At 71.4% G+C, this 25,280-nt stretch carries 19 protein-coding genes; 12 read left to right on the forward strand and 7 right to left on the reverse strand.

What is annotated here, in order from left to right:
* The first annotated feature begins 16 nt into the window (after positions 1 to 16).
* From M5C98_RS07765 to M5C98_RS07775, 3 genes are all read left to right on the forward strand, one after another.
* Positions 17 to 1,807 (forward strand): acyl-CoA dehydrogenase, encoded by a 1,791-nt coding sequence (locus M5C98_RS07765; protein WP_272552007.1) that lies wholly within the window; start codon positions 17 to 19, stop codon positions 1,805 to 1,807.
* Positions 1,808 to 1,913: 106 nt separating this feature from the next.
* On the forward strand, positions 1,914 to 2,870 hold the full coding sequence (locus tag M5C98_RS07770; RefSeq protein ID WP_272552008.1) for an NAD(P)H-dependent flavin oxidoreductase: 957 nt from the start codon (positions 1,914 to 1,916) through the stop codon (positions 2,868 to 2,870).
* A 162-nt stretch (positions 2,871 to 3,032) separates the two neighbouring features.
* The gene (locus tag M5C98_RS07775; protein ID WP_272552009.1) at positions 3,033 to 4,175 is read left to right on the forward strand and encodes an acyltransferase family protein; all 1,143 of its coding nucleotides are present in this window, start codon (positions 3,033 to 3,035) and stop codon (positions 4,173 to 4,175) included.
* A gap of 71 nt (positions 4,176 to 4,246) precedes the next feature.
* On the opposite strand, the gene M5C98_RS07780 is transcribed toward M5C98_RS07775, so the two are convergent.
* The 3 genes from M5C98_RS07780 to M5C98_RS07790 form a co-directional block, all read right to left on the reverse strand.
* Positions 4,247 to 4,651, reverse strand: a complete 405-nt coding sequence (locus M5C98_RS07780; RefSeq protein ID WP_272552010.1) for a hypothetical protein — start codon at positions 4,649 to 4,651, stop codon at positions 4,247 to 4,249.
* A 158-nt stretch (positions 4,652 to 4,809) separates the two neighbouring features.
* Entirely contained in the window at positions 4,810 to 13,362 is an 8,553-nt protein-coding gene (locus M5C98_RS07785) for a GH36-type glycosyl hydrolase domain-containing protein (protein ID WP_272552011.1), read from the reverse strand.
* Between the two features lie 96 nt (positions 13,363 to 13,458).
* Positions 13,459 to 13,713 (reverse strand): DUF1488 family protein, encoded by a 255-nt coding sequence (locus M5C98_RS07790; protein WP_272552012.1) that lies wholly within the window; start codon positions 13,711 to 13,713, stop codon positions 13,459 to 13,461.
* A gap of 323 nt (positions 13,714 to 14,036) precedes the next feature.
* On the opposite strand from M5C98_RS07790, the gene M5C98_RS07795 reads away from it, so the two are divergent.
* The 8 genes from M5C98_RS07795 (at position 14,037) to M5C98_RS07830 (ending at position 20,752) form a co-directional block, all read left to right on the forward strand.
* Positions 14,037 to 14,741, forward strand: coding sequence for a Crp/Fnr family transcriptional regulator (locus M5C98_RS07795; protein WP_272552013.1), 705 nt, complete (start codon positions 14,037 to 14,039; stop codon positions 14,739 to 14,741).
* 204 nt (positions 14,742 to 14,945) lie between these two features.
* Positions 14,946 to 15,161: a transcription antiterminator/RNA stability regulator CspE gene (cspE, locus tag M5C98_RS07800; protein WP_272552015.1), complete on the forward strand. Its 216-nt coding sequence runs from the start codon at positions 14,946 to 14,948 to the stop codon at positions 15,159 to 15,161.
* 92 nt (positions 15,162 to 15,253) lie between these two features.
* On the forward strand, positions 15,254 to 16,321 hold the full coding sequence (locus tag M5C98_RS07805) for a S1 family peptidase (protein WP_272552016.1): 1,068 nt from the start codon (positions 15,254 to 15,256) through the stop codon (positions 16,319 to 16,321).
* A gap of 340 nt (positions 16,322 to 16,661) precedes the next feature.
* Entirely contained in the window at positions 16,662 to 16,958 is a 297-nt protein-coding gene (locus M5C98_RS07810; RefSeq protein ID WP_272552017.1) for a hypothetical protein, read from the forward strand.
* Positions 16,959 to 17,086: 128 nt separating this feature from the next.
* Positions 17,087 to 18,196, forward strand: a complete 1,110-nt coding sequence (locus M5C98_RS07815) for a PA0069 family radical SAM protein (RefSeq protein ID WP_272552019.1) — start codon at positions 17,087 to 17,089, stop codon at positions 18,194 to 18,196.
* Positions 18,197 to 18,402: 206 nt separating this feature from the next.
* On the forward strand, positions 18,403 to 19,101 hold the full coding sequence (locus M5C98_RS07820) for an HAD-IA family hydrolase (protein ID WP_272552021.1): 699 nt from the start codon (positions 18,403 to 18,405) through the stop codon (positions 19,099 to 19,101).
* Positions 19,098 to 20,318 (forward strand): M20 aminoacylase family protein, encoded by a 1,221-nt coding sequence (locus tag M5C98_RS07825; protein ID WP_272552023.1) that lies wholly within the window; start codon positions 19,098 to 19,100, stop codon positions 20,316 to 20,318. The genes M5C98_RS07820 and M5C98_RS07825 overlap by 4 nt, the downstream gene beginning before the upstream one ends.
* Positions 20,319 to 20,398: 80 nt before the next feature.
* Positions 20,399 to 20,752: a cupin domain-containing protein gene (locus M5C98_RS07830; protein WP_272552025.1), complete on the forward strand. Its 354-nt coding sequence runs from the start codon at positions 20,399 to 20,401 to the stop codon at positions 20,750 to 20,752.
* Positions 20,753 to 20,773: 21 nt separating this feature from the next.
* Here the strand turns inward: M5C98_RS07830 and M5C98_RS07835 are convergent, their stop codons facing one another.
* The gene (locus M5C98_RS07835; protein WP_272552027.1) at positions 20,774 to 21,208 is read right to left on the reverse strand and encodes a RidA family protein; all 435 of its coding nucleotides are present in this window, start codon (positions 21,206 to 21,208) and stop codon (positions 20,774 to 20,776) included.
* Positions 21,209 to 21,381: 173 nt separating this feature from the next.
* On the opposite strand from M5C98_RS07835, the gene M5C98_RS07840 reads away from it, so the two are divergent.
* Positions 21,382 to 22,308: a LysR family transcriptional regulator gene (locus tag M5C98_RS07840; RefSeq protein ID WP_272552029.1), complete on the forward strand. Its 927-nt coding sequence runs from the start codon at positions 21,382 to 21,384 to the stop codon at positions 22,306 to 22,308.
* A gap of 10 nt (positions 22,309 to 22,318) precedes the next feature.
* On the opposite strand, the gene M5C98_RS07845 is transcribed toward M5C98_RS07840, so the two are convergent.
* Genes M5C98_RS07845 through M5C98_RS07855 form a run of 3 tightly spaced genes read right to left on the reverse strand, consistent with a single transcriptional unit; the run spans position 22,319 to position 25,271 of the window.
* Positions 22,319 to 23,491 (reverse strand): NAD(P)/FAD-dependent oxidoreductase, encoded by a 1,173-nt coding sequence (locus tag M5C98_RS07845; RefSeq protein WP_272552030.1) that lies wholly within the window; start codon positions 23,489 to 23,491, stop codon positions 22,319 to 22,321.
* Entirely contained in the window at positions 23,488 to 24,900 is a 1,413-nt protein-coding gene (locus tag M5C98_RS07850) for an FAD/NAD(P)-dependent oxidoreductase (protein ID WP_272552032.1), read from the reverse strand. The genes M5C98_RS07845 and M5C98_RS07850 overlap by 4 nt, the downstream gene beginning before the upstream one ends.
* The gene (locus M5C98_RS07855) at positions 24,897 to 25,271 is read right to left on the reverse strand and encodes a (2Fe-2S)-binding protein (RefSeq protein WP_272552033.1); all 375 of its coding nucleotides are present in this window, start codon (positions 25,269 to 25,271) and stop codon (positions 24,897 to 24,899) included. Before M5C98_RS07855 ends, M5C98_RS07850 begins: the two co-directional genes overlap by 4 nt.
* Between the last annotated feature and the right edge of the window lie 9 nt (positions 25,272 to 25,280).

Raw genomic sequence — 25,280 nt, forward strand, 5'->3', positions numbered from 1 at the left:
GCCCCGGAGACCCCCCATGAGTTACACCGCCCCCGTCAAGGACATGCTGTTCGCGATCGAGCACCTGGCGAACATCGAGCAGGTGGCCCAGTTGCCCGGCTTCGAGGACGCCGGCCTCGACACCGCCCAGGCGGTGCTGCAGGAATGCGCCCGCTTCAATGAGGGCGTGGTGGCGCCATTGAATGGGGTGGGGGACCGCAACCCGTCGTCCTGGAAGGACGGGGCCGTCACGACCACGCCGGGCTTCAAGGAGGCCTTCCGCCAGTACGCCGAGGGCGGCTGGCAGGGCCTGCAGCACCCGGCCGACTTCGGCGGCCAGGGCCTGCCCAAGACCATCGGCGCGGCGTGCATCGAGATGTGCAACAGCGCCAACCTAAGCTTCGCGCTGTGCCCGCTGCTGACCGACGGCGCCATCGAGGCGCTGCTCACCGCTGGCAGCGATGACCTGAAAGCCACCTACCTTGAAAAGCTGGTGACCGGCGAGTGGACCGGCACCATGAACCTCACCGAACCGCAGGCCGGCTCGGACCTGGCGCTGGTGCGCACGCGCGCCGAGCCGCAGGGCGACGGCTCCTACCAGGTGTTCGGCACCAAGATCTTCATCACCTACGGCGAGCACGACATGGCCGAGAACATCGTGCACCTCGTGCTGGCGCGGGTGCAGGGCGCGCCCGAGGGCGTGAAGGGCATCAGCCTGTTCGTGGTGCCCAAGTTCCTGGTCAACGCCGATGGCAGCCTGGGCAAGCGCAACGATGCGCACTGCGTTTCCATCGAGCACAAGCTGGGCATCAAGGCGTCGCCCACCGCGGTGCTGCAGTTCGGCGACCACGGCGGCGCCGTGGGCTACTTGGTGGGCGAGGAAAACCGCGGCCTCGAATACATGTTCATCATGATGAACGCGGCCCGCTACGCCGTGGGCGTGCAGGGCATCGCGGTGGCCGAGCGCGCCTACCAGCAGGCCGTGGCCTACGCGAAGGACCGCGTGCAGAGCCGGCCCGTGGACGGCAGCGTGAAGGCCAGCGCCACCATCATCCACCACCCCGACGTGCGCCGCATGCTCATGACCATGCGCGCCTACACCGAAGGCTGCCGCGCCATGGCCACCGTGGCCGCGGCCGCCTACGACGCCTCGCACCACCACCCCGATGCCGAGACGCGCCGGCAGAACACGGCGTTCTACGAATTCATGGTGCCGCTGGTCAAGGGCTACAGCACCGAGATGAGCCTGGAGGTCACCAGCCTGGGCGTGCAGGTGCACGGCGGCATGGGCTTCATCGAAGAGACCGGCGCCGCGCAGCACTACCGCGACGCGAAGATCCTCACCATCTACGAAGGCACCACCGCCATCCAGGCCAACGACCTCGTGGGCCGCAAGACGGAGCGCGACGGCGGCCAGACGGCCAAGGCCATCGCCGCGCAGATCGCGGCGACCGAGGGCGAGCTCGACGCCAGCGGCACGCCCGCTGCCCGCGCCGTGGCCCGGCGCCTGTCCCAGGCCCGCGCGGCGTTCCTGGAGGTGGTGGATTTCATCGCCGCCAGCGCCAAGGCCCAGCCCAACGCCGCCTATGCGGGCAGCGTGCCGTACCTGATGCTGGCCGGCAACCTGGTGGCGGGCTGGCAGATGGGCCGCGCGCTGCTGGCCGCGCAGCGGCTGTTGCCGGAGGGACAGGACGAAGCCTTCCTGCGCGCCAAGATCGCCACCGCGCAGTTCTACGCGGACCACATCCTGGTCAAGGCCGGCGGCCTGCGCGATGCCATCGTGGAAGGTGCCGACAGCGTGACCGCGCTGGCGCCCGAGGCGTTCTGACACTGCTCTGGCTGTCTTGATTGCTATTGAATCGATAGCTGAATGCCCTAGAGCAATATGCGCTGGGGCCGTTTTTCGTCATTAATACCAACCCCGGAGACCGTCCATGTCCCAGTTGCCACCGGCGCTTCAGAAACTCTCGCTGCCCGTCATCGGTTCGCCGCTGTTCATCATCAGCAACCCCCAGCTGGTGATCGCGCAGTGCAAGGCGGGCATCGTGGGCTCGATGCCCGCGCTCAACGCCCGCCCGGCCGAGCAACTGGACGACTGGCTGGCCGAGATCACCGAGGCGCTGGCGGCGCATGACAAGGCGCACCCCGACCGGCCGTCGGCCCCGTTCGCCATCAACCAGATCGTGCACAAGAGCAACGACCGCCTGGAGCACGACATGCAGGTCTGCGCCAAGTACAAGGTGCCGATCGTCATCACCAGCCTGGGCGCGCGCGAAGACGTGAACCAGGCCGTGCACGGCTGGGGCGGCATCGTGCTGCACGACATCATCAACAACAAGTTCGCGCACAAGGCGATCGAGAAGGGCGCCGACGGCCTCATCGCCGTGGCCGCGGGCGCGGGCGGCCATGCGGGGGTCAAGAGCCCCTTCGCGCTGATCCAGGAGATCCGCCAGTGGTTCGACGGCCCGGTGGCGCTGTCCGGCGCGATCGCCTCGGGCGGCGCCGTGCTGGCCGCGCAGGCCATGGGCGCCGACTTCGCCTACATCGGCTCGGCCTTCATCGCCACGCACGAAGCGCGGGCGCAGGAGGCCTACAAGCAGGCCATCGTGGACGGCAACTCCGACGACATCGTCTACAGCAACCTGTTCACGGGCGTGCACGGCAACTACCTGGCGCCCTCGGTGCGCGCGGCCGGGCTCGACCCCGACCACCTGCCCGAGTCCGACCCGAGCCAAATGAACTTCGGCGGCGACGCCAAGAAGGCCTGGAAGGACATCTGGGGCTGCGGCCAGGGCATCGGCGCGATCACCGAGGTGACCAGCGCGGCCGACCTCGTGGCCCGCCTGCGCCGCGAGTACCAGGCCGCGCGGGGCCGCCTGGCCGTCCTCTGAGCCGCGCCGCCGGGCCGGCTGCCTCGGCCCGGGAAGCTATACTTTTCGACCCCCGCGCTCCCTGCGCTGCCGTACGGCAGTGCCGGGAGCGCTTTTTTGCGGGCCCGCAGGCGCCTTGGTGCGCGCGGCCCGTTCCATGGTTCGTCCCTCGCCGGTTTCCGCATGTCCTCCGCCTCCCGCAGTTCCTTGATCGACACGGTCAAGGGTCTGGCCTGCGCGACCATCGTCGCGCACCACCTGGCCTTTTACGGCCCCATGTCCGACGCCGCCCTGCCGCTGATGCCGCAGGTGATGGCATGGCTGTCCCAGCATGGGCGCATGGCCGTGCAGGTGTTTCTGGTCCTCGGCGGCTACCTGGCCGCGGCCAGCCTGGCGCCCACCGGCGCGGCGCGGTTCGACAGCGCCTGCGAGCAGATCGGCCGGCGGTTCGTGCGGCTGGCCGTGCCCTACGCCGTGGCCCTGGTGCTGGCCGTGCTGGCGGCCGCTGCGGTGCGGCCGTTCCTGGACCACCCGTCGGTGCCGGGCGAGCCCAGCCCCGCGCAACTGGTGGCGAACGCGCTGATGATCCAGGACATCGTGGGCGAGGAGGCGCTGTCCGCCGGGGTCTGGTACGTGGGCATCGATTTCCAGCTCTTCGCGCTGGCGGCGCTGCTGTTCTCGGCCGTGCGCCGCTGGCCGGGGGTGAACCGGCCGCAGTCGGAGCGCCTGGGCAAGGCGCTGGTGCTGGGAGGCACGGCGCTGTCCCTGCTGTGGCTCAACCGGGAGCCGGGGCTGGACATGTGGGCGTGCTACTTCTTCGGCTCGTACGGCCTGGGCATGCTGGCGTGCTGGGCCGTGCGGGCGCCGAGTGCGCGGGCAGGGCTGCTGGCGATCATTGCGTTGGGTGCAGGGGCGTTGGCGGTCGAGTTCCGCGAGCGCATCGCGGTGGCCTGGGGGTGCGCGATGCTGCTGGTGTTCTGGCTGCGCTGGGGCCAGCCCTGGTGGTCGGCCCGCTGGCCGGCGAATGAGGGCGCTGCCACGCCCCATCCCCTGGAGCGCCTGGGGCGCATGTCGTATTCGGTCTTCCTGGTGCACTTTCCCGTGTGCCTGCTGGTCAATGCCGCTTTCCTGCACGGGTGGCAGGACTCCGCCGCGATGAACCTGCTGGGCATGGCGATGGCCTTCGGGCTGTCGCTGGCGGCGGGGCGCCTGCTGTACTGGCGGGTGGAGCGCCACGTGCCGTCATGGACGGTGGCGCTGCGCTGGCAGGCCGGGCTCGTGGGCACCGGCGTGGTGGTGGCGTTCGCGGCCGGGCGTTTCGGCTGATCTCAGCCCAGCGCCAGACGGGCGGCGGGCGGTGCTATGGGTGGGCCGTCACCGCAGGCCAGGCCAACCGTTCAGGCCGGGTCTTTCATCACCTCGCGCCCGCGGCGGCGCCAGTCGATGAACCAGGCCATGAACGGCAGGATGAGCATGGAGCCGGGCACCACCCACACCAGCAGGTAGGGGCTGACCGACGAGGCCGAGCGCATCACGCTGCGCAGCCGTTCGCGTTCCTCGGCTGTCCACAGCCCCTGGCGGCGCTGCTGCACCAGCCACGTCACCGACCCCTTCATGGTGGCCAGTTCCTTGAGGAAGCGGTTCTTCTCCCGGTTGCTGCCCGCCAGGAAGGCGCAGAACCACTCCGGCGCGCACTCGACGCGGCGCTGCAGGGCCGCGGCGGACGCGGGATCGGACGCCTGCGTCAAGGCGGTGTCGGGCGGAAGCGGGGGCTCCGGATCGTGGGAAGAAGCGGTGGTCATGGGCGGGGAGGGCGTTCACTGCGCAGTGCCGGGCGGGTTGCCTGCAGGCGTGCCCTCCGACTGTGCCACAGAGCGAAATCCATGGTGGGCCAGAGTGTACTGAGTGTCTGTATTTAAATACAGTATGGGCAGGCTTCGGTGCATGGGGCGCGCCGCGATCAGAGCGTCAGCAGCAGGTCGTGCCCGCCGCCGTCGAGCGGCACGCGAACGCCGGTGTCTTCGTACGGCGCAGAGGCGCCGTCCAGCCAGGCCTGCGGCGGGCCGCTCGCGCCCGGGGTGCGGGAGACGCGGATCGCGCAGTGGCTGGTGCCGATGGTGACCGTCGCCTCGAACCCCGGCCAGTCCGCAGGAATGCAGGGCCGCACGCGCAGCGCCGTGCCTTCGCGGCGCAGCCCCAGGATGCCTTCGATGCCCGCGCGGTACATCCACGCGGCCGAGCCGGTGTACCAGGTCCAGCCGCCGCGGCCGGCATGCGGGGGCACGGCATAGACGTCGGCCGCGATCACGTAGGGCTCCACCTGGTAGCGGGCGACCTGCTCGGGCGTGCTGGCGTGCAGGATGGGGTTTACCAGCCGGAACAGCGCAGCGGCCCGGTCGCCATCGCCCTGCTGCGCGAAGGCGAGGATGGACCACATGGCGGCGTGGCTGTACTGGCCGCCGTTCTCGCGCAGGCCGGGCGGGTAGCCCTTGATGTACCCGGGGTCCCGCGGCATCTGGTCGAACGGGGGGGCCAGCAGCAGGGCGAGCCCGTCGTCCTGGCGGATCAGGTGCCGCTCCAGCGAATCCATGGCCTGGGCGGCGCGCGCCGGGTCGGCGGCCCCCGACAGCACGGCCCAGGCCTGGGCGATGGCGTCGATGCGGCATTCCCCGCTGTCCTGCGAGCCCAGCCAGGTGCCGTCGTCGAAGGTGGCGCGGCGGTACCAGGCGCCGTCCCATGCCACCGCCTCGATGGCGGTGCGCACCGATTCGGCGTGCGCGCGCCAGAGCGCGGCCCGGGCATCGCCCCGGCCTTCGGCCAGCGGCGCGAAGAGGGCGACGGTGCGGATCAGCAGCCAGCCGAGCCACACGCTTTCGCCTTGCCCTTCGGCGCCCACGCGGTTCATGCCGTCGTTCCAGTCGCCGGTGCCGATGAGCGGCAGCCCCTGCCGGCCCGTGAGTTCCATGCATTGGTCCAATGCGCGGGCGCAGTGCTCGAACAGCGAGGCCGACAGCCCGGACGGCATGGGCTGGAAGAACGCATCGTGTTCGCCGGGCTGCAGCGCGGGGCCTTCGAGGAAGGGCACGGCTTCGTCCAGCACGGCCAGATCGCCCGAGGTGGCGATGTACTCCGCCGCCGCATAGGCCAGCCAGGCGCGGTCGTCCGAGATGCGGGTGCGCACGCCCTGGCCGGAGTGCGGCAGCCACCAGTGCTGCACGTCGCCTTCCGGGAACTGGCGGCCGGCGGCGCGCAGCAGGTGCGCGCGGGTCTGGTCCGGGTGCGTGAAGCGCAGCGCCATCCCGTCCTGCAGCTGGTCTCGGAACCCGTAGGCGCCGCTGGCCTGGTAGAAGGCCGCCCGCGCCCACAGCCGGCAGGCGATGGTCTGGTAGAGCAGCCAGCCGTTGAGCAGGATGTCCATGGCCCGGTCGGGCGTGCGCACCTGCACCGCGCCCAAAGTCTGCCGCCAGCCATCGGTCACCTGCGCCAGCACGGCATCGAGATCGCACGTGCGGTAGCGGGCGATGAGCGCCTGCGTCGCTTCCAGCGAGTCGCCTTGCCCGAGCAGGGACACCACCTCCACCGAAGCCCCCGGGGCCAGTTCGACCACGCACTGCAGCGCCGCGCAGGGGTCGAGCCCGGCCCCCGTGCGGCCCGACAGCGGGTCGTTGCCGGCGAGCGCGGCGGGTGCCCCAGGCCCGCCGTGGCGGCCCAGGAACTCGGTGCGGTCGGCCGTCCAGGCCGTCTGCTGACCGCGCAGGTCCGCGAAGGCCACCCGGCCGGGAAAGGCCATGTCCCAGGGCTTGTGGGCGAGCAGGGCGCCGCTGCCTTCATCCACGGAGGTCACGATGAAAGGCGCCGACGCGCCGCGCGAGGTGCCCAGCACCCATTCGGCATAGGCCGTGACGGTCAGGCGCCGGGCCTTCTCCGAGGTATTGCGCAGCGTGAGGCGCGAGATCTTGACGGGGTCTTCGCCGGGCACGTACTGCAGCAGTTCCAGCCCCAGGCCGCGTGCCGCATGCGCGAACCGGCTGTAGCCGTGGCCGTGGCGCGCTTCGTACAGGCCATCGTCGCCCAGGGGCTGCGCGGTGGCGGTCCACGCTTCGCCCGTGGCTTCGTCGTGCACGTAGATCGCTTCTCCCGACGGATCGCTCACGGGGTCGTTAGACCACGGGGTCAGCTGGTTCTCGCGGCTGTTGGTGCACCAGGTGCAGGTGCTGCCGCGCTCGGACACCTGGAACCCGAACCCCGGGTTGGCGATGACGTTGATCCACGGCGCCGGGGTGGCCCGGCCTGCGCCCAGCCGCACGACATACTCCCGCCCGTCCAGTGCGAATCCGCCCAGGCCGTTGAAGAATTCCAGGTCCTCGGGGGCAGCCGCGGCGGGGGCCGCGCCAGCCGCCGGAGGGGCGGGTGGCGGCACCCAGGCCGGCCGGGCGGGGGCCGGTGCCACGCTCGGGGCGTGCGGCGCCATGCGGGCGAGCCGGTCGGCGACCGGGCCCTGGCGCGCGACGAGCTCCAGGCGCGCCGCCGACTGCAGCAGCGCGCGCCCTTTCACCCCCAGCAGGTCGGCCCGCAGCACATGGACCGCGCCCTGCGCCAGGCCCGACGCCATGGCCGGGCGCGCCTGGCTGCTGCGCACCGCGGTCTCGATGGCCACCTGCAGGTCCTGCACGTAGGAAGACGCGCGTTCGTTCAGGATGACCAGGTCCACGCTCAGCTGCTTCATGCGCCAGTATTCGTGGGCCGTGAGCAATTGCCGCACCTGCGGCATGTCTTCGATGTCATCGATGCGCAGCACCACGATGGGCAGGTCGCCGGAGACCGCGTGCGGCCACAGACCCGACTGCGGCCCGGCCCCCTGCAGCAAGGTCTCGGGATGGGCGCGGAAACGGCGGTCGGCATACAGCAGCGGCGCGGCCAGGCGCTGGAAGTCGGCGGCTTCCTCGCCGTCCACCCCCAGGTGGCGCAGCTGCACCTGGGCCTGCGTCCACGACAGCGTGGCGGCGCGGTCGAAGGCGCTGCGCTCATGGTGCTGGTCGATGAGGTCCAGCAGTCCCGCACGGGTCGATGCCACCACGGTCCAGAAGGCGATGCGCGCCAGCCCGCCCGGTGCCACGCGCACCCGCTGGCGCAGCGCGAACACCGGGTCCAGCACCGTGCCCACGGCGCCCGACAGCGGCAGGCCCTGCAGCACGGCGGCGGCGGTGGCGGGGTTGCGCCCCCGGCCCAGGAAGCCCGCGCGGTCGGAGCCGTACTGGGGCGCCGCGGTGATCTCGCCTTCCAGCACCGCGAAATGCCCGGCCCATGCCTGCGGCTCGTGGGGCGTGCGCGGCCGGCGCGTGGCGATCAGCGCGCCGAATTCCGGCAGGTACTCGGTCAGCACGAAGAGCTTGGAGAACGCGGGGTGCGCGTCGTCCGCGGCCTGCGGCGCCAGCACCACCTCGGCGTAGGAGGTCACATCGACCTCGCGCGTCCGCCGCCCGCTGTTGGCCAGCGAGATGCGGCGCACCTCGCCATCGGTCTCGCCGGACACCAGCACGTCCAGCGTGGTGAGCAGGCCCTTGTCGTGGTGCGAGAACGTGGCGTGGTCCTCGCCGAACAGCACGTCGCCGTGGTGGTGGCTGGCCCCAAGGGGCTGGGTGGTGGGGGACCACACCTGGGCGCTTTGCACATCGCGCAGGTAGATGAAGCTGCCGTGCGAATCCCGCGTGGCGTCTTCGCGCCAGCGCGTCACCGCCACCCCGCGCCAGCGGCTGTAGCCCGCGCCCGCGGCCGTGAGCATGACCGTGTAGCTGCCGTTGGACAGCAGGTGCGTGACCGGCCCGGGCGCCCCGGCGCCCAGGCGGCGCACGGTGGGCGGCTGGATCACGCTGCCGTCCAGCGAGGCTTTCACCTCTTCGGCGCGCGGCCGGTCCACTGCCACGTTGCGCGGCGTGCGCTCCTGCATCAGCAGTTCGCTGGACTGGACCATGGGCTCGCGGTGAAAGCGCTCCCGCATGCGGCCGCCCATCAGCACGTTGAGAAGGGCCACGATGGTCATGCCCTGGTGATGGGCCATGTAGTTGCGCACGATGGCCACCGGCTGCCCTTCGGGCAGGCGCGTGGGCGTGAAATCCAGCGCTTCGTAGAAGCCATGGTGGCCGAGCGCCCCCATGGCGGCCAGGCGCTCGTAGTTCAGCAGTGCCGCGCGCGGCTCCACCATGGCGGCCAGGCCGGTGGCGTAGGGGGCGATGACCCGGTTGTCGCCGAGCCCGCGCTTGAGGCCCAGGCCCGGTACGCCGAAGTTGGAGTACTGATAGGTGAACTCCATGTCGCGCGCGTTGTAGGCGGACTCCGAGATGCCCCACGGGATGCCGAGCGCCTGCCCGTATGCGATCTGCCGCTGCACGACGAGACGGTTCGTCTGCTCCAGCAGGCTGTCCGCGGGCGCCCGCATGACCAGCGAGGGCATCAGGTATTCGAACATCGAGCCGGACCAGGAGATCAACGCCGAGCCGCCCGAAAGCGGCGTGGCGGCGCGCCCCAGCCGGAACCAGTGGCGGGTCGGCGCATCGCCCTTGGCGATGGCAAAGAGGCTGGCCAGCCGCGCCTCGGACCCGAGCAGGTCGTAGCAGTTCTCGTCCAGGCGCTGTTCCGCCAGCGCATAGCCGATGGACAGCAGCTTGCGCTCCGGATCCATCAGGAAAGCGAAATCCATGGCCAGGGCCATGTCACGCGCCATGCCGGCCAGCGCCTGCAGCCGGCCGGCCAGCATCGCCGGCGAGGTGGGCGACGTGGGCGAGGTGGGCGAGGTGGGCGCCAGGGCATCTTCGGCATGGGCCGCGGTTGCGCGGGCGATCTCACGGGTCCAGAACAGCATTTCGTCCACGCCGGGATCGTCCTGCGCCGTGCCCGCCGGCTTGGCCGCACTGGCCGCCTTGTCGGCCAGGCGGCCGAGCGTGGGCGCCAGCTCCTGCAGGGTCAGGGGGCCATCGATCAAGGCGGCCATGCTGTCCAGCAGCTCGCCCATGCGCTGCGCCAGGGGCACGCCGCGTGCGCTGGCCAGGCCCGGCAGGCCCGCACGCGCCAGTTGCAGGGCGTCGCCGATGCCCGTGCGCGCTTGCGCCGGGGGCGTTGGGTGGTCGCGCCACTCGTCGCAGGTGTTGGCCAGTGCGATCAGGTGGCCCGCCAGGTTGCCGCTGTCCACCGACGACACATAGGGCGGATCGAGCGCGCGCAGGTCCGCCGTGCCATACCAGTTGAAGAAGTGGCCCCGAAAGCGCTGGAGCTTTTGCAGCGTGGCGAACGTCGCCTCCAGGCGCACCACCGTCTCCAGCGTGCCGGCCCAGCCGAAATCGCGCGCGGCGGCCGTCGCCAGCAGGTACAGGCCGATGTTGGTGGGCGATGTGCGGCGCGCCACCACGGGCCGGGGTGTCTCCTGGAAGTTGTCGGGCGGCAGCATGTGTTCCGCCGGCGTGACGAAGGTCTCGAAGTAGCGCCAGGTGCGCCGCGCGATCAGGCGCAGCGCCAGGGCCTGCGCGGGCTGCAGGTCCAGCAGGGGCGCCGTGCCTGGCGGCCGGCTGGCCCATGCGGCGAGGGCGGGCGCCGCCAGCCACAGCGACACCATCGGCAGCAGCAGCGCCAGCGTGGCCGCCCAGTGCGATGGCGCCAGCGCGATGGAGGCCATTGCCACGGCCAGGCCGAGCGCCATGCCCGGGGCCATCTGGCGGTAAAAGCCCCGCACGCCCGGCCGGGGGCGCTGGCTGGACTGCGCCGCGGTCGTCCATTCCAGCAGGTGGCGGCGGGTGAAGAGCATTCTGGCCAGCGTGCGCACCAGGGCATCGCCCATGCGCCAGGCCTGGTCCGCCAGCAGGCTCCAGGACAGGACGGTTTGCGCGCAGGCCATCCGCGCATCGGCGGCCAGCACCCGCCATTGGCTGCGCAGCCGCACGCCCGGCCGGTGCGACCAGGCGCTGGAGAGCACCGGCAGGCAGGCGGGGACGGCCAGCATCAGCAGCACCAGCAGCATGGCGATGGCGGCAGGCGCCGTGGGCATCGCCCAGGCCATGGCCAGCGCCAGCAGCGCCGACGGCGCCAGCAGCGAGCGGCGCAGGTTGTCGATCATCTTCCAGCGCCCCACGGCGGACACGGCCTGGGGGCCGCTCCAGTGGCCCACGATCCAGGGCAGCAATTGCCAGTCGCCCCGCGTCCAGCGGTGCTGGCGCCGCGCGGCCACGTCGTAGCGGGCCGGGGCATCCTCGATCAGTTCGATGTCGGAGGCCAGGCCGGCGCGCGCGAAAGTGCCTTCGAAGAGATCGTGGCTCAGCAGGGTGTTGTCCGGCACCCGGCCCTGCAGCGACGCCTCGAAGGCGTCCACGTCGTAGATACCCTTGCCGGTGTACGAGCCTTCGCCGAAGAGGTCCTGATAGACGTCCGAGATGGCCATCGCGTACGGGTCCATGCCGCCCGGGCTGGAGGAGATCCGCTGGTAGAACGAGCCCTGGCTGCCGGTGGGCAGCGACGGCGTGATGCGCGGCTGCAAGATGGCGTAGCCGCCCACGACGCGTTGCGACACGGGGTCGAACCGGGGGCGGTTGAGCGGGTGGGCCATCTTGCCCACCAGGCGCAGCGCCGCATCGCGCGGCAGCCGCGTGTCGGCGTCCAGCGTGATCACGTAGCGCACGCCCCGCGGTACGGCCGGGGTCACGAAGCTGGTGTCCGCCGCACCGCGCAGCAGCTGGTTCAGCTCATGGAGCTTGCCCCGCTTGCGCTCCCATCCCATCCAGGTGTTCTCCGCCGCATTGAACAGGCGGCGGCGGTGCAGCAGCAGGAATCGCGGCCCCTGCGGCGCTGGGCCATGGCGCAGGTTCAGCGCAGCGATGGCCTGCTCGGCCAGCGCGATGAGGGGGGCGTCGGAGGGCAGGTCCTGCGTGGGCGCATCCATCCCGTCGGCGACCAGCGCGAAGGCGATGTCTCCCTCGCCGCCCGCCAGGTAGTGCACCTCCAGCCGCTCGATCTGCTCCAGCAGGTCCGCCGGGCTGGTGAACAGCGTGGGCATGGCCACCAGCGTGCGCATCGAGGCCGGGACGCCTTCGGCCAGCTCCAGTCCGGGCAGGGGCGCCGCGCCCAGGCGCCAGGCCACCAGCCGGTGCACCAGGCTGGTGGCGACCTCGGAGGCGGGCAGCAGCAGGCCCAGCAGCCACAGTGCGGTCAGCCACGCGCCCGCACCCACGGGCAGCACGAGCCAGCCCGCGGCGCACAGCGCGGCCGTGGTCAGCGCGATGGCGCCCACGTAGCCGCGCAGGCTGTGCTCGCCCCGCAGGCGCGCCAGGCGCCAGTGCAGCGGCGCATGGAAGCCGATGGCCTGCTCGAGCGCCCTGCGGCCCGCGGAAATGAGGTGGTAGCCCGGGTCGTCGGCGCCGTCGCTGCGCTCCGCACCCGGGGCACTGGCGGCGGCCTTCGCGGCGGCCAGTGCGTGCTCGGCGATATCCAGCTCCGAATGGCGGGACCGGCGCGCCAATTGCTCGATGGCGTCGCGGTAGAGGTTGCGCGTGGGAAAGTCCATCGCTGCGAAGTGGCTGCCTTCGCGCAGGCGCTCGTCCACCAGGCTCACGCTCTCGAACAGGGCGGCCCAGTCGATGTCGGACATGAGCCGCAGGCTCGTGATCACGTTGCGCACGGTGACGTTGGAGGCGCCCTGGCGCTGCTGGGCATGCGACACCACTTCGTCGATGGTGGTGCCCTGCTGCTGCAGGCGCTCCTGCAGCCAGCCCAGCGCCGGCATGGTCCGCGGGTCGTGGTCGCGCAGCCGCTTGGCGAGCTGGGCGGCGAACAGTTCGGACAGCGCCAGGGGCGACCGCGCGGCGATGTCCTCGTCCAGCGCCGAGCGGGCGGAGCCCAGGGCCATCAGGTGCGTGGCGAGCCGGTCGGCATCGGCCCGCGCGGCGCGGCCCACGGTCATCTGGTCCACCAGCCGGCGCAGGTTTTCGATCAGCACGATGCGCAGCGTGATCGCCACCGCCCACAGCTCGCCGATGGTCAGCGGCTGCACGCGCTGGTAGGCCTGCAGGAAGGCCCGCAACGTGCCCGCATCCACGTGGCTGTCGGTATGGGCGACGAAAGCCCAGGTCAGGCCCAGCACCCGGGGATAGCCCGCGAACGGGCCCGATGCGAGCTTGGGCAACTGCCGGTAGTAGTCGGCCGGCAGGTCGCCCCGGATGTCGCGCACCTGCTTTTCGACGAGGTGGTAGTTGTCCAGCAGCCATTCGGCGGCGGGCACGACCCGCCGGCCCGCCTCCAGCTCGGCCGCGCTGGCGCGGTAGGCGGCCAGCAGCACCCGGGCGTTGTCGTCCAGGCGCCGGCGCAGCGGGGCGACGGCCGGGGGCTTGGCGCTGACGGCTTGCGCGGCGGCCAGGCTCTGGGCGTGCTGCTCCAGGCGCTCCAGCCCGAACAGTTCGCCGCGCACCGGCGCCGAGCCGGACCACAGCGATGCATCGTTGCCGCGAAACAGAAGGCGTTGAAGGAAGGGGAGCATGGTGCCTTTCGGTGGGCAGTGGGCGGTGGTGCGCCCAGGCGACTGAACGGCGGATCGGGCAAAGGAAAGGAGGGGCGGGGTGCGCGGGCGGCCGCGCTAGGTGGCGCGCAGGTCGAACTCGCGCAGCATCACGGGCTCGATGGCGCCCTGTTCCACGCGGCGGCGCACCGCGGCCTCGATCTCGGATGCGTGGCTGCGGTAGGTGTCCAGCGGGTCTGCATCCCCGGTGCCGGTGCCATAGCGGTAGTGCAGGGCGTCCTTGCCGACGCTGGCGCCGATCCATTGCGACTGGACCTCGACCCAAAAGCGCACCGTTCCCGAGGCTTCATGGAAAAAGGGAGGCTGTGACATGGGGAACTCCAAAAAGGTGGTGTGGGGGATCGCATGCCATGGAGCGGCATGCCGAGGTATGCCGAGGCCCCGCGCGGCGGGGTGGCCGTGGCGGTGGGTGCACCGGCACGGGCATGGGGTGGTGCGTGCGAAGGGTGGCAAGAGACGGGCGAAAGGCTTGCCACCGCTTGGCCTGCGAGGCTATGCCCCGATCGCCCGACTGTCTGTGCGCTGACACACACAGGGTGGCCGGCGCGTGCGCGGGCCGCGACCTATACTGAATCGGGCGAATCGTTGCCGGTGGGTGTTCCATCGCTGATGCATCCGGCTTTTTGGAGAGTGCGATGCCCCACCGTGAAGAACCCCATCGCAATCGCCTGCTCGCGGCGCTGGACGAAGCCGGGCGGCAGCGCCTGCACCCGTACCTCGAATCCGTGAGCCTGGACGTGGGGCAGGTGCTCAGCGAGCCGGGCGAGCGCGTGGGCCATGCGGTGTTTCCCTCCACGGCCATCGTCTCGCTGCTGCATCGCCTGGAAGGCGGCGGCTGCGCGGGGGTCGCCGTGGTCGGCTTCGAGGGCATGGTCGGTGCGTGCCTCGTGCTGGGCGGGGATTCGATGCCCAACCGTGCCGTGGTGCAGTGCGCGGGCCACGGCTGGCGCGTGCCGGCCCATGCGCTGCTGAACGCGCTGCAGCAGTCCGCCGCGTGGCAGCGGCATTTGCTGCGCTACGTGCAGGCGCTCCTGGGGCAGATCGCGCAGACGGCCGTGTGCAATCGCCACCACTCGCTGGACCAGCAACTGTGCCGCTGGCTGCTGACCAGCCTCGATCGCCTGGAGGGCCCGGACGTGGTGGTGACCCAGGAGCTCATCGCCCACATGCTGGGCGTTCGCCGCGAAGGGGTGACCGAAGCGGCGGGGCATCTGCAGCAAGCCGGATTGATCCGCTACCGCCGTGGCCGCATCACCGTGCTGGACATCGATGGCTTGCTGCAGCGCACCTGCGAATGCCACCGGCTCGTGCAGCGGGAGTACGAGCGCCTTTTGCCGTGAGCCCGGCGCTGCGCCAGGGCGGTTGCGGGAACGGGTGTACCATGGGCCGCGTAGACATGTGCAAGACCGTCACTCCCTAGGTCTCTCCCCAGTTGCCCGCCGGCGCCCTGCCGGCGGATGTTGTCGAATATCCCATCGATGATTTTCTTGGCGTCTCTGCGCCGCAGGCACGTTCGCGCCGCGGCAACTTGAAAAGGAATCGATATGACGACACAAACCGGCACCGTGAAATGGTTCAACGATGGCAAGGGCTTCGGCTTCATCGCCCCCGATGACGGCAGCAAGGACCTGTTTGCCCACTTCCGCGAAATCCAGGGTGGCAGCGGCTTCAAGACCCTGGCAGAAAGCCAGCGCGTGCAGTTCGAAGTGACGCAAGGCGAAAAGGGACCGCAGGCGTCCAACATCCGCGCCGTCGAATAAGGCGCAAGGCCCGGGCGGTGACCCGTCCCGGCCGCACCCTCTCCCGAAACGCGGCCTTGGCCGCGTTTTCTTTTTTTGGAAGGCGCATCCCCATGAAAAACCTGCAAGACGTCACCGAGCGCATCTGCGAACTCAAGGGCAGCCTCATCGCCATCGACGCGCTGCTGCCGGCCCTGCTCGATGCCCTGCCGCCCGGGGCGCACGGCACCCTGGCGCGGTCGTTCGACGCCCACGTCGAGGCGGCCCGGACCGTGATGCTCCATGCCCCCATCTCCGACCATGTGCTGTCCACCTTCGAGCGCGATGCCGCCCGCATGCACGGCGTGATCGCCGCGCTGGCCGGCACGCCGGCGCCTCCGGCCGACTCCGAGCCCGAGCCCGTGGCGCAGTCCCCGGCTTCGGCCACCGAATCCGTGCTGCTCACCACCACGCGCATCAGCACGTTCGACGGGCCGCGCTCGCTGACGGGGGCGAGCGGGTTCTTCTTTCGGCGCGACGGGCGGCTTTTCCTGGTGACGAGCCGGCATGTGCTGGCCGACGCGCCCAGCGCCCATTTTCCGGACCGCATCGAAATCGATCTGCACCTGCACCCGCAGGACCTCACGCGCGTCGCCGTGTTCTCGCTGCTGCTGTACCGCGACGGGCTGGGCCTGTGGCGCCAGGCGGTGGACAGCGGGGGCGAGGTGGACGTGGCCGCGATCGAGATCGACATCGCCCGCCTGCCCGAGGGCTGCGTCTTCGAGGCGTTCGACGCCAGCCATCTGCAAGCCGCGGGCGATCCGCCCCAGGTCGGCGATGCGCTGGTCGTGATCGGGTTCCCGCTGGGGTTTCACGACACGGTGCACCGCCTGCCCGTGGTGCGCGCGGCTTCGGTGGCCTCGGCCTACGGGGTGCGGTTCCAGCAGCAGGGCTATTTCCTGACCGATGCCCGCACCCACCGCGGCAGCAGCGGCGCCCCGGTGCTGCGCCGGCGCGCTGGCGCGGGCCCGGCGCCGCTGCCGTGGCAACTGCTGGGCGTGCACTCCACGCGCATGGACATGAGCACCCGCGATCTGGTGCAGGACGAATCGCTGGGCCTGAACTGCGCCTGGTATGCCGACGTGCTGATGGCGCTCACCGGGCCGGGCCCGGCGGGGGCTTCGCCCGTTGCGGCCTCCTGATCCAGGGCGCGCGGAACGGCGCATCGCAGCCCTGCCGGGGGTGGCGGGCCTGCAACGCATTGGCCACCGGGCGGGCCCCCCGCATGGGCGCCCAAGGCGGCCCGGCTTTGTTTTGCTATTAAATTAATAGCGATATGCCCTGGTTTTTATTGCGGCAGAGGCCTAAAACACCATGAATTCTGCGAGCGCCGCCACCGCGACCTCCCGTCCGGCCGCGCTTGTGCTGCACTGCGTTGTGGCCTACCGTGTGTTCTCCAAAAGGGCTGCAGCCTGGGCGCCACGGATTCGATCCCCGAGTTCCGGGCGGTGCGCTCGCCAGCCCCCCGAAGAAAGTGCGCATATGAACGTTGTGTTCCTGGGCAAGGTGGCAGAACAGCCCCTTCCCTTCACCACCTCCGACCCCGAGGAAGTTCAGCATTTCGAGCTGCTGCGCTCCGCTGGCCTGCTGACCGGCACCACCTCGGCCGAGCAGGAGGGCGGTCCGGTGAGCGCCCAGATCACGGGCTTCACCGCGGAAGGCCGTGCGATGCTGGCGCTGGATGTGCAATTGCAACGCATGCACCTGCGCGGCCTGCTGCGCCGGCTTTCCCTGGCCGCCGGTGGCGGATTCCCGGGCAGGGCCACGGCATCGCGGTGACCTCCCCGCCGGAAGACGGCAGAGGCGAACGGCGCTAATATCTGTGTTTATATACAGTTTTTTGCTTGCCGCAGGCGCGCGTTGAACGGGCGCCATGCGCGGCCAAGCCCGCAGCCAAGGCGCCGTCCATGTCCGAATTCCAGATCCCACTGCACGCCATCAAGGGGCGGGGCGCCGCGACGCAGATCCCGCACCGTTTCCTGCGCGATGCGCGCGACGCCTTCGACGATGGCTGGACCGAGCCCGGCGAATGGCCCGACGCCCCCGAACCACAGGCCACGCGGGTGGTGCTGGAGACCGCGCGCAGCGCCATCTGCGCCAACGACTCGCCGGACATCTTCTTCGACCACTCGGTCAACCCGTACCGCGGCTGCGAGCACGGCTGCATCTACTGCTATGCGCGGCCCACGCACAGCTACCTGAACCTGTCGCCGGGGCTCGACTTCGAGACGCAGATCATCGCCAAGCACAACATCGCCGAGGTGCTGCGCGGCGAGCTGGCCCGGCCCGGGCATGTGCCGCAGCTGCTCAACATCGGATCGGCCACCGACTGCTACCAGCCCGTGGAGCGCGAGCTGCGCCTGACGCGCGGCCTGATCGAAGTGCTGGGCGAGGCCCGCTACCCGTTTTCGGTCATCACCAAATCGAGCGGAGTGGAGCGCGATCTCGACCTGCTCGCGCCCCTGGCGCGCGACCGCCTGGCCGCCGCCTACGTGACCATCACCACGCTGGACGCCGCGCTCGCCCGCCGCCTGGAGCCGCGCGCCGCCGCCCCGCACCGGCGCCTGCGCACCATCCGCGCGCTGGCCGACGCCGGCGTGCCCGTGGGCGTGAGCGTGGCGCCGCAGATTCCGTTCATCACCGAAGACATGGAGCAGGTGCTGGAGGCCGCGCGCGATGCCGGCGCCACGACCGCCTTCTACACCGTGGTGCGCCTGCCCTGGGAGGTGGCGCCGCTCATGCGCGAGTGGCTGGCGCTGCACTACCCGCAGCGCGCGGCGCGCGTGATGGCCCGCATCCAGGACCTGCACGGCCTGAGCGCCGAGGCCCGCGCGGCGGGCAAGAGCTACCACAGCGACTTCGCCACGCGCATGAAGGGCACGGGCCTGTGGGCCGACCTGGTGCGCCAGCGGTTCGCCACCGCGTGCCGGCGCCTGGGCCTGAACCGCCAGCGCGTGGAGCTGGACCTGTCGCAGTACCGGCCCGGGCTGGCGCGGGGGCAGGGCAGCCTGTTTTGAGACCGTGGGGAGCGGCGCGGCCGGGTGGGCTGCAAACAATCTTTCGCCAAGCGCCGGACAACGCAACTTGCTGCTGTCGCCGGCCCCCGCTTCAGTGCCACGCAGGGCGACGGCGGTTCTAAGCTCGGCGGTGAATGTTCTGTGGCCGCTGCAGGTTCCTGCCGTGGCCAGCCTTCCGCCGTTTCCTGCTGTCTGGAGTGCGACCCATGGCCTTGCGTGATTTCAAAGTGCTGACCTTCGACGTGGTCGGCACCCTCATCGATTTCGAGGGCGGCATGCTCGCCTATCTGCGCCGGGCCGTGCCCGGCAGCCCCGTGACCGACGAGGCGTTCCTCGCGGCCTACCGCGCCGCGCGCAAGAGCGGCGACACCTGGGCCTATCCCGACGATCTGGAGCGCTGCTGGCATGCGATCGCGCCGTCGCTGGGCCTGCCCGACAGCGAGGCGCTGGCGCGCGGCCTGCGCGACTCGGTGGCCGACTGGCCGGCGTTCCCCGACTCGGTACAGGCGCTGCAGCGCCTGCGCGGGCATTTCAAGCTGGTGACGATGACCAACGCCCAGGCCTGGGCGCTGGAGCACTTCCAGAAAGCCCTGGGCTCGCCCTTCGACCTGCTGCTCAGTTGCGACGACGCCTTGTGCGAGAAGCCCGACGCGCGCTACTTCGCCTATGCCCGCGGCCGCTACGAGGGCGCCTGGGGCTACCGGCAGGCCGACAACCTGCACGTGGCGCAGAGCCAGTACCACGACATCGGCATCTCCAAGCGGCTGGGCATCACCACCTGCTGGATCGAACGGCGGCACGGCATGAAGGACTCGGGCGGCACCATCGAATCCGAGCACACCGTGCCGGACTACCACTTCCACACGCTGGCCCAGCTGGCCGACGCGGTGGAGGCGGGGCAATGAGCCTGGAAGGCCACGAGCGCTTGCCGGCGCTGGAGGGCCTGGAGCGCATCGCCCGGCCGGTGGCCGACCTGCTGCCCGAACTCGTCGCGCTGCGGCGCGACCTGCACGCGCACCCCGAGCTGGCTTTTCAGGAGCGGCGCACGGCCGGCATCGTGGCGCAGTCGCTGCGGCTGCTCGGCCTGGAGGTGCACGAAGGCATCGGCGGCACGGGCGTGGTCGGCACGCTGCGCTGCGGCAGCGGCCACCGCAGCGTGGGCCTGCGCGCCGACATGGATGCGCTGCCCATGGTGGAACTGGGCACGGCGGCCCACGCCAGCCGCCACCCGGGCGCGCACCACGGCTGCGGGCACGACGGCCACACCAGCATGCTGATCGGCGCGGCGCGCCAGCTGGCGCGCACGCGCGGGTGGGGCGGCACCGTGCACTTCATCTTCCAGCCCGCCGAGGAAGGCCAGGGCGGCGCGCGCAAGATGATCGAGGACGGCCTGTTCGAGCGCTTTCCTTGCGACAGCGTCTATGCGCTGCACAACTGGCCCGACCTGCCGCTGGGCCAGGCCCAGACTCGGCCCGGGCCCATCATGGCTGCGGCCGACCGCTTCGACATCGCCGTGCGCGGGCGCGGCGGCCATGCCGCGCAGCCGCACCACACGCCCGATGCCATCCTGGCCGCGAGCCAGTTGGTGGCCCAGCTCAACACCATCGTGGCGCGCCGCATCGACCCAGGCGAGTCGGCCGTGCTGTCGGTCACGCGCATCGAGGGCGGCCACAGCCACAACGTGCTGCCGGCCGAGGTGCAGATCACCGGCACGGTGCGCAGCTTCGACGCCGCATCGCAAGACCGCATCGAGGCCGCGCTGCGTGCCACCGCCGAGGGCATCGCCCTGGCCAGCGGCACGCAGGTGGACGTGACGTACCTGCGCTACTACCCCGCGACGGTGAACACCCCGGCCGAGGCGGATCTGGCACTGGAGGCCGCACGCGCCATCGGCCTGCAGGCCGGCGTGGCACCGCGCGCCGCCTTCACCTCGGAAGACTTCGCCTTCATGCTGCAGCGCCGCCCGGGCGCCTACCTGTGGCTCGGCCAGGGCCGCGCCGAGCCCGGGCCCGACGGCGAGCGCGCGCTGCACCACCCGTGCTACGACTTCAACGACGACGCGCTGCCGCTGGGCGTGCGCTGGTTCTGCGAGGTGGCGGCGCGCGCCTTGGCGCCCACCTGATGCGGGCGTGAAGCCTGGCATCGCCCCGGCGCCGCACTTTGATTCCTTCCATCCACTTCATCGACCAAAGCGACCATCCCATGAGCATCACCGTGCTGCGCCAGTCCGCCACCCTCGGCGGCTTCGAACACCAGGGCACGCCCGCCCGTCCGCTGACCCTGCCGCCGTGCGAGTTCAGCGGCATCGACGTCGATCTGCAGGGCGCGGGCGAGAACCGCTCGGGCCTGTGGGAATGCACGCCCGGCCGCTTCGAGCGCCAACTGGCCAATGCCGAGGTCATGCACATCCTGGCCGGGGCCTGCACCTTCACACCCACGGGCGGCGAGCCGCAGGCGATCCGCGCGGGCGACACGCTGTTCTTTCCGTCGAACACCACCGGCGAGTGGCATGTGACGCAAACGCTGCGCAAGGTGTTCGTGGTGCTGGCGGCGTAAAGCCTCCATCGGCGCTGGCGCTCAGGGTCGTGCAGCTCCGTCGCCGTTCGGCGCGGGCAGCTTCGCGATCACCTTGATCTCGAACTGGAAGCCGTAGAGCCAGGTCACGCCCACGCCGGTCAGCGTGGGATGGGGCGCGTTGCCCCAGTACTCCGGCACGATGGCCCACACCGTCTCGAACGTCGATTCGGGATCGACGAGGAAGACCGTGACATCGACCACGTCGTCGAAGGTGCAGCCGGCGGCTTGCAGGATGGCGTTCAGGTGGTCGAACGCCAGCCGCACCTGCGCCGGCAGGTCGGGCTCGGGCGAGCCGTCCTCGCGGCTGCCGACCTGGCCCGACACGAAGAGAAAACCGTTGGAGCGGACCGCTGGCGAATAGCGGTTGCGGTCGTAGAGCGCGCGGCGCCCGGGGGGAAAGACGACGTCGCGTTGGGGCGTGCTGGTGGAGTTCATGAAGGGTTCATCGGGGCGAAGCCGCCCGGTGGTTGGCGATGAAGGCACTGTAGGCAGCGGCGTGCGGGGGATAAAGGGCCCAGTCCACCCATCACTGTTTGTAGACTCCAAACAATCCCTCCGCCACTGCCACCGCCACCGCCACCGCCACCGCCACCGAAAGCACAGCGCCCATGGACCGTTTCGATGCAATGCAGGCCTTCGCCCGCGTGGTGGAGGCCGGCAGCTTCACCAAGGCGGCCGAGACCCTGCACATGAGCAAGACCACCGTGACCCAGCTCGTCCAGCAGCTGGAGGCGCGGCTGCGCGTGAAGCTGCTGAACCGCACGACCCGCAAGGTCAACGTCACCGCCGATGGCGCGGCCTATTACGAGCGGGTGGTGCGCCTGCTGGCCGACATGGACGATGCCGAGGGCAGCCTGTCCAGCGCCTCCGCGCTGCCCCGGGGCCGCCTGCGGGTGGACGTGCCCAGCCCGCTGGCCCGCGCCATCCTGGTGCCGGCGCTGCCGGCCTTCCACGCCCGGTACCCGGACATCCAGATCGACATGGGCGTGAGCGACCGCATCGTGGACCTGATCGGCGAGAACGTGGACTGCGTGGTGCGCGGGGGCGAGCCCACCGATCCGTCCCTGGTCGCGCGGCGCGTGGGCGATCTGCAGCTGGGCGTGTATGCCGCGCCCGGCTACCTTGAGCGCGCGGGCACGCCGCTGCACCCGAACGAGCTGGAGAACTCGCACCACCGCACGGTGGGCTTTCTGTGGGCACGCACCGGCAAGGCCTTGCCGTACGCCATGCACCGCGAGGGCGAACGCCTGGCCGTGCAGGGCCGCCATGTGTTCTCGGTGGACGACGGCAACGCGTACCTGGCGGCCGGCGTGGCGGGCCTGGGCGTGCTGTGGCTGCCGGACTATCTGGCGCGCGAGCCCCTGGAGCGGGGCGAACTGGTGCGGCTGTTCCAGGACTGGCGCCTGGACCCGATGCCGCTGTACATCGCGTATGCGCCGCACCGGCACGTCAGCCCCCGGCTGCGCGTGTTCATCGAGTGGGTGGCCGGCCTCATGGAGCGGCATGCGCCCCTGGCCGGCCGGCCACGGGCGTGACGCGGGCCTGTCAGGCGGCCTTCTGCGCCGGCTGCGGTGCCGCGAAGCGCCCGATGAAGTAGGGCGCCAGCGGGATCGATGTCTGGCCCGTGGCGATCAGTTCGGCCATGGTCTCGCCCACGCCGGGGCTGATGGCGAAGCCCTCGCCATTGAAGCCGAAGGCGTAGTGCAGCCCTTCCACCTTGGCGCTCGGCCCCATCACCGGCTGCCAGTCGGGGGTGTAGCCCTCGATGCCGCTCCACACGCGGATCAGCTGCACGTGCTCGAACGCCGGCACGAAGCGGCGCAGCTCGCGCAACTGGCGCAGCACGTTGTCGGGCTTCACGTAGGCGCGGATGCGGTCGGCGTGCGCGGGCCCTTTCAGGCCGCCGCCGAAGACGATGTTGCCGCGCGCAATCTGCCGGAAGTACAGGCCCTCGGTCTCGATGGGGGACGACAGGCCAATGGACGGTCCGAGCGCATAGGGCAGGGGCTCGGTCACGCCCATCTGCGGGCCGCGGGCCTCCAGCGGCACGGGCTCGCCGAACTGTTCGGCCATGCGGTTGGACCAGGCGCCGCAGGCCACCAGCATCTGCGGGGCGCGAAAGCGCCGGCCATCGGCCGTGTGGGCGACGAAGCCGTTGGCGTCGCGCTCCACCTGCATCACCTCGGCATGCTCGACGATGTTCGCGCCCGCACGCCGCGCCGCGCGGGCAAACGCCGGGCCGGCCAGGCGGGGGTTGGCGTGGCCGTCCTGGGGCGAGTAGGAACCCGCCACCACGCCGGGCGCGAAGATGCCCCAGCGCTGGCGCAACTGCTCGGCGGTGAACAGCTGCAGGTCCAGCCCCAGGGGCTTGACGTCGTGCGCGTGCTTTTCGAGCACCGCGGCCTGCTTTTCGGTGTAGCACACGCGCAGGTGGCCGTAGGGCACGAACTCGGCGTCTTCGCCCAGCAGCGACCGGATGCGGCCCCACACGGCGCGCGCGCGGTTGGCCAGCGGCATCTGGTGCAGCTCGCGCCCCTGGCGGCGCACATTGCCGAAATTGGTGCCGCTGGCCTGGCGGCCCACCAGCTCGCGCTCCAGCAGCGTGATGGACAGGCCGTGCTGGCGCAGGAAGAAGGCCGTGGTGGTGCCCATCAGGCCACCGCCCAGCACCAGCACGTCGGTGTCGTACGCCGTGGCGTTCTGGCTGCCGTGGTTCATGCCTGCACCTCGCGCGTGTTCATCATCAAAGGCTTGACCGGCGCCTGCGACCGCAGGCGGCCCACCTGTTCCACGGGAACGTGGCAGGCGCTCGCGACGATCTCCGCCGCGGCATGGCCGCAAAAGCGCCCCTGGCAGCGCCCCATGCCGACGCGGCTGAAGGCCTTGGCGCGGTTCACTTCCTGGCTGTCCATCTCGGTCACGCAGCGGCGCAGTTCGCCCGCGGTGACGGCCTCGCAGCGGCACACCACGGCTGCATCGGGCAGCGCCGCGGCCTGCGCATGCGGCCAGGGGAATGCCCGCGCCAGCCCCTGGCGAAAGCGGTCCATCTGACCCAGCGTGCGGCGCAGCGCGGGTGCCTCCTGGCCGTAGCGGGCGCTGCCGGCGGAATGCTTCAGGTCGGCCAGCGCCGCCAGGGCGGCCAGGCGGCCCGCGGCCTCGGCCCCGTCGGCCCCCAAAATGCGCACGCCGTCGCCCGCCAGATACACGCCGGGCGTGCTGCTGCGGCCGTCCGCGTCGATGCTGGGCAGCCACTGGCGGCTCACGGGTTCGAAGGCGAATTCGCAGCGCGCCAGATCGGCCAGTTGCGTCTCGGCCCGCAGGTGCCAGCCCAGGCCCACGGCATCGCATTCGAAGCGTTGTTCGCGGCCCTGCGCATCGCGCACGGCCACGGCCTGCACGCCCAGGCGGTCGTCGCCGTCGATGGACAGCGGCGCCACGCCCTGCAGCACCGGCACGCCCGCTGCCCGCAGGCCGCGGATCAGCCCCAGGCCGCGCAGCGCGAGCATGGGCCGCGCCAGCAGGCCCGCGATGGCGGCCCAGGGCTTGGCGGCGGGCGCGGTGTCCAGCACCGCCGCCACGCGCGCGCCGGCCTGCACGTACTGCGAGGCCACCAGGTACAGCAGCGGCCCGCTGCCCAGAAAGACGACCTGCGAGCCGATGGCGCAGGCCTGGGCCTTCAGCGCGATCTGCGAGGCGCCCAGGCTGTAGCAGCCGGCGCGGTGCCAGCCGGGCACCGGCATGAGGCGGTCGGTGGCGCCGGCGCACACCAGCAGCGCGTCGAACGGCAGTGTCTGCTGCTCGCCGGCATGCACCACGTGCAGTTCGCCCGCGGTCACGTTCCAGGCCAGGGTGTCGGGCCGGTAATCGACCGATGGGCGCAGGGCGTCGAAGTCGCGGTGCAGCGCCTGGGCCTTGCCGGCCTCGCTGCCGTAGAGCTTGGCGTAGGGCCGCTTGAAGCCTTCGGGCTGACGGCGGTAGATCTGCCCGCCGTCGCGCCGGCTTTCATCGACCACGGTGGGGCGCAGGCCGGCCTGCACCAGCGCCTGGGCGGCGCGCACGCCGGCCGGGCCGGTGCCGACCACCACGATGCGGGGCGAGCCTGTGAGGGTGGCGGTGGGGGCGCTCATGCCGCGTCCCCCGGCGCATGGCGCGCCAGCGATTCACGCAGGTCCGGCGTCACCGGCCAGTGCGCCGCGGGCGGGTGGGTGAGCACCTCCATGCCCGCTTCGGCCGGCGTGGAGCAGGCGCGCAGCCGCCCGCCCGAAGGCGTCCACACCCAGCAGTCCTGGCAGGCGCCCATGAGGCAAAAGCCCGCGCGCGGTCCGTCGCCGAACTCGCTGTCGCGCACCCGCCGGCCGTGCTGCAGCAGCGCCACCAGCAGGGTGTCGCCAGCGAGTGCGGCGGCAGGCAGGCCATCGATCGTCAGGGCGATCCGGGGGCGATCGGTCTCGGCCAGCCGCACGAAGCGGGCCGGCGGGCGGTGGGCGGTATCGGGCATGGGCGTCTG

The sequence above is a fragment of the Acidovorax sp. NCPPB 3576 genome, assembly GCF_028473605.1.
Taxonomy (GTDB): domain Bacteria; phylum Pseudomonadota; class Gammaproteobacteria; order Burkholderiales; family Burkholderiaceae_C; genus Paracidovorax.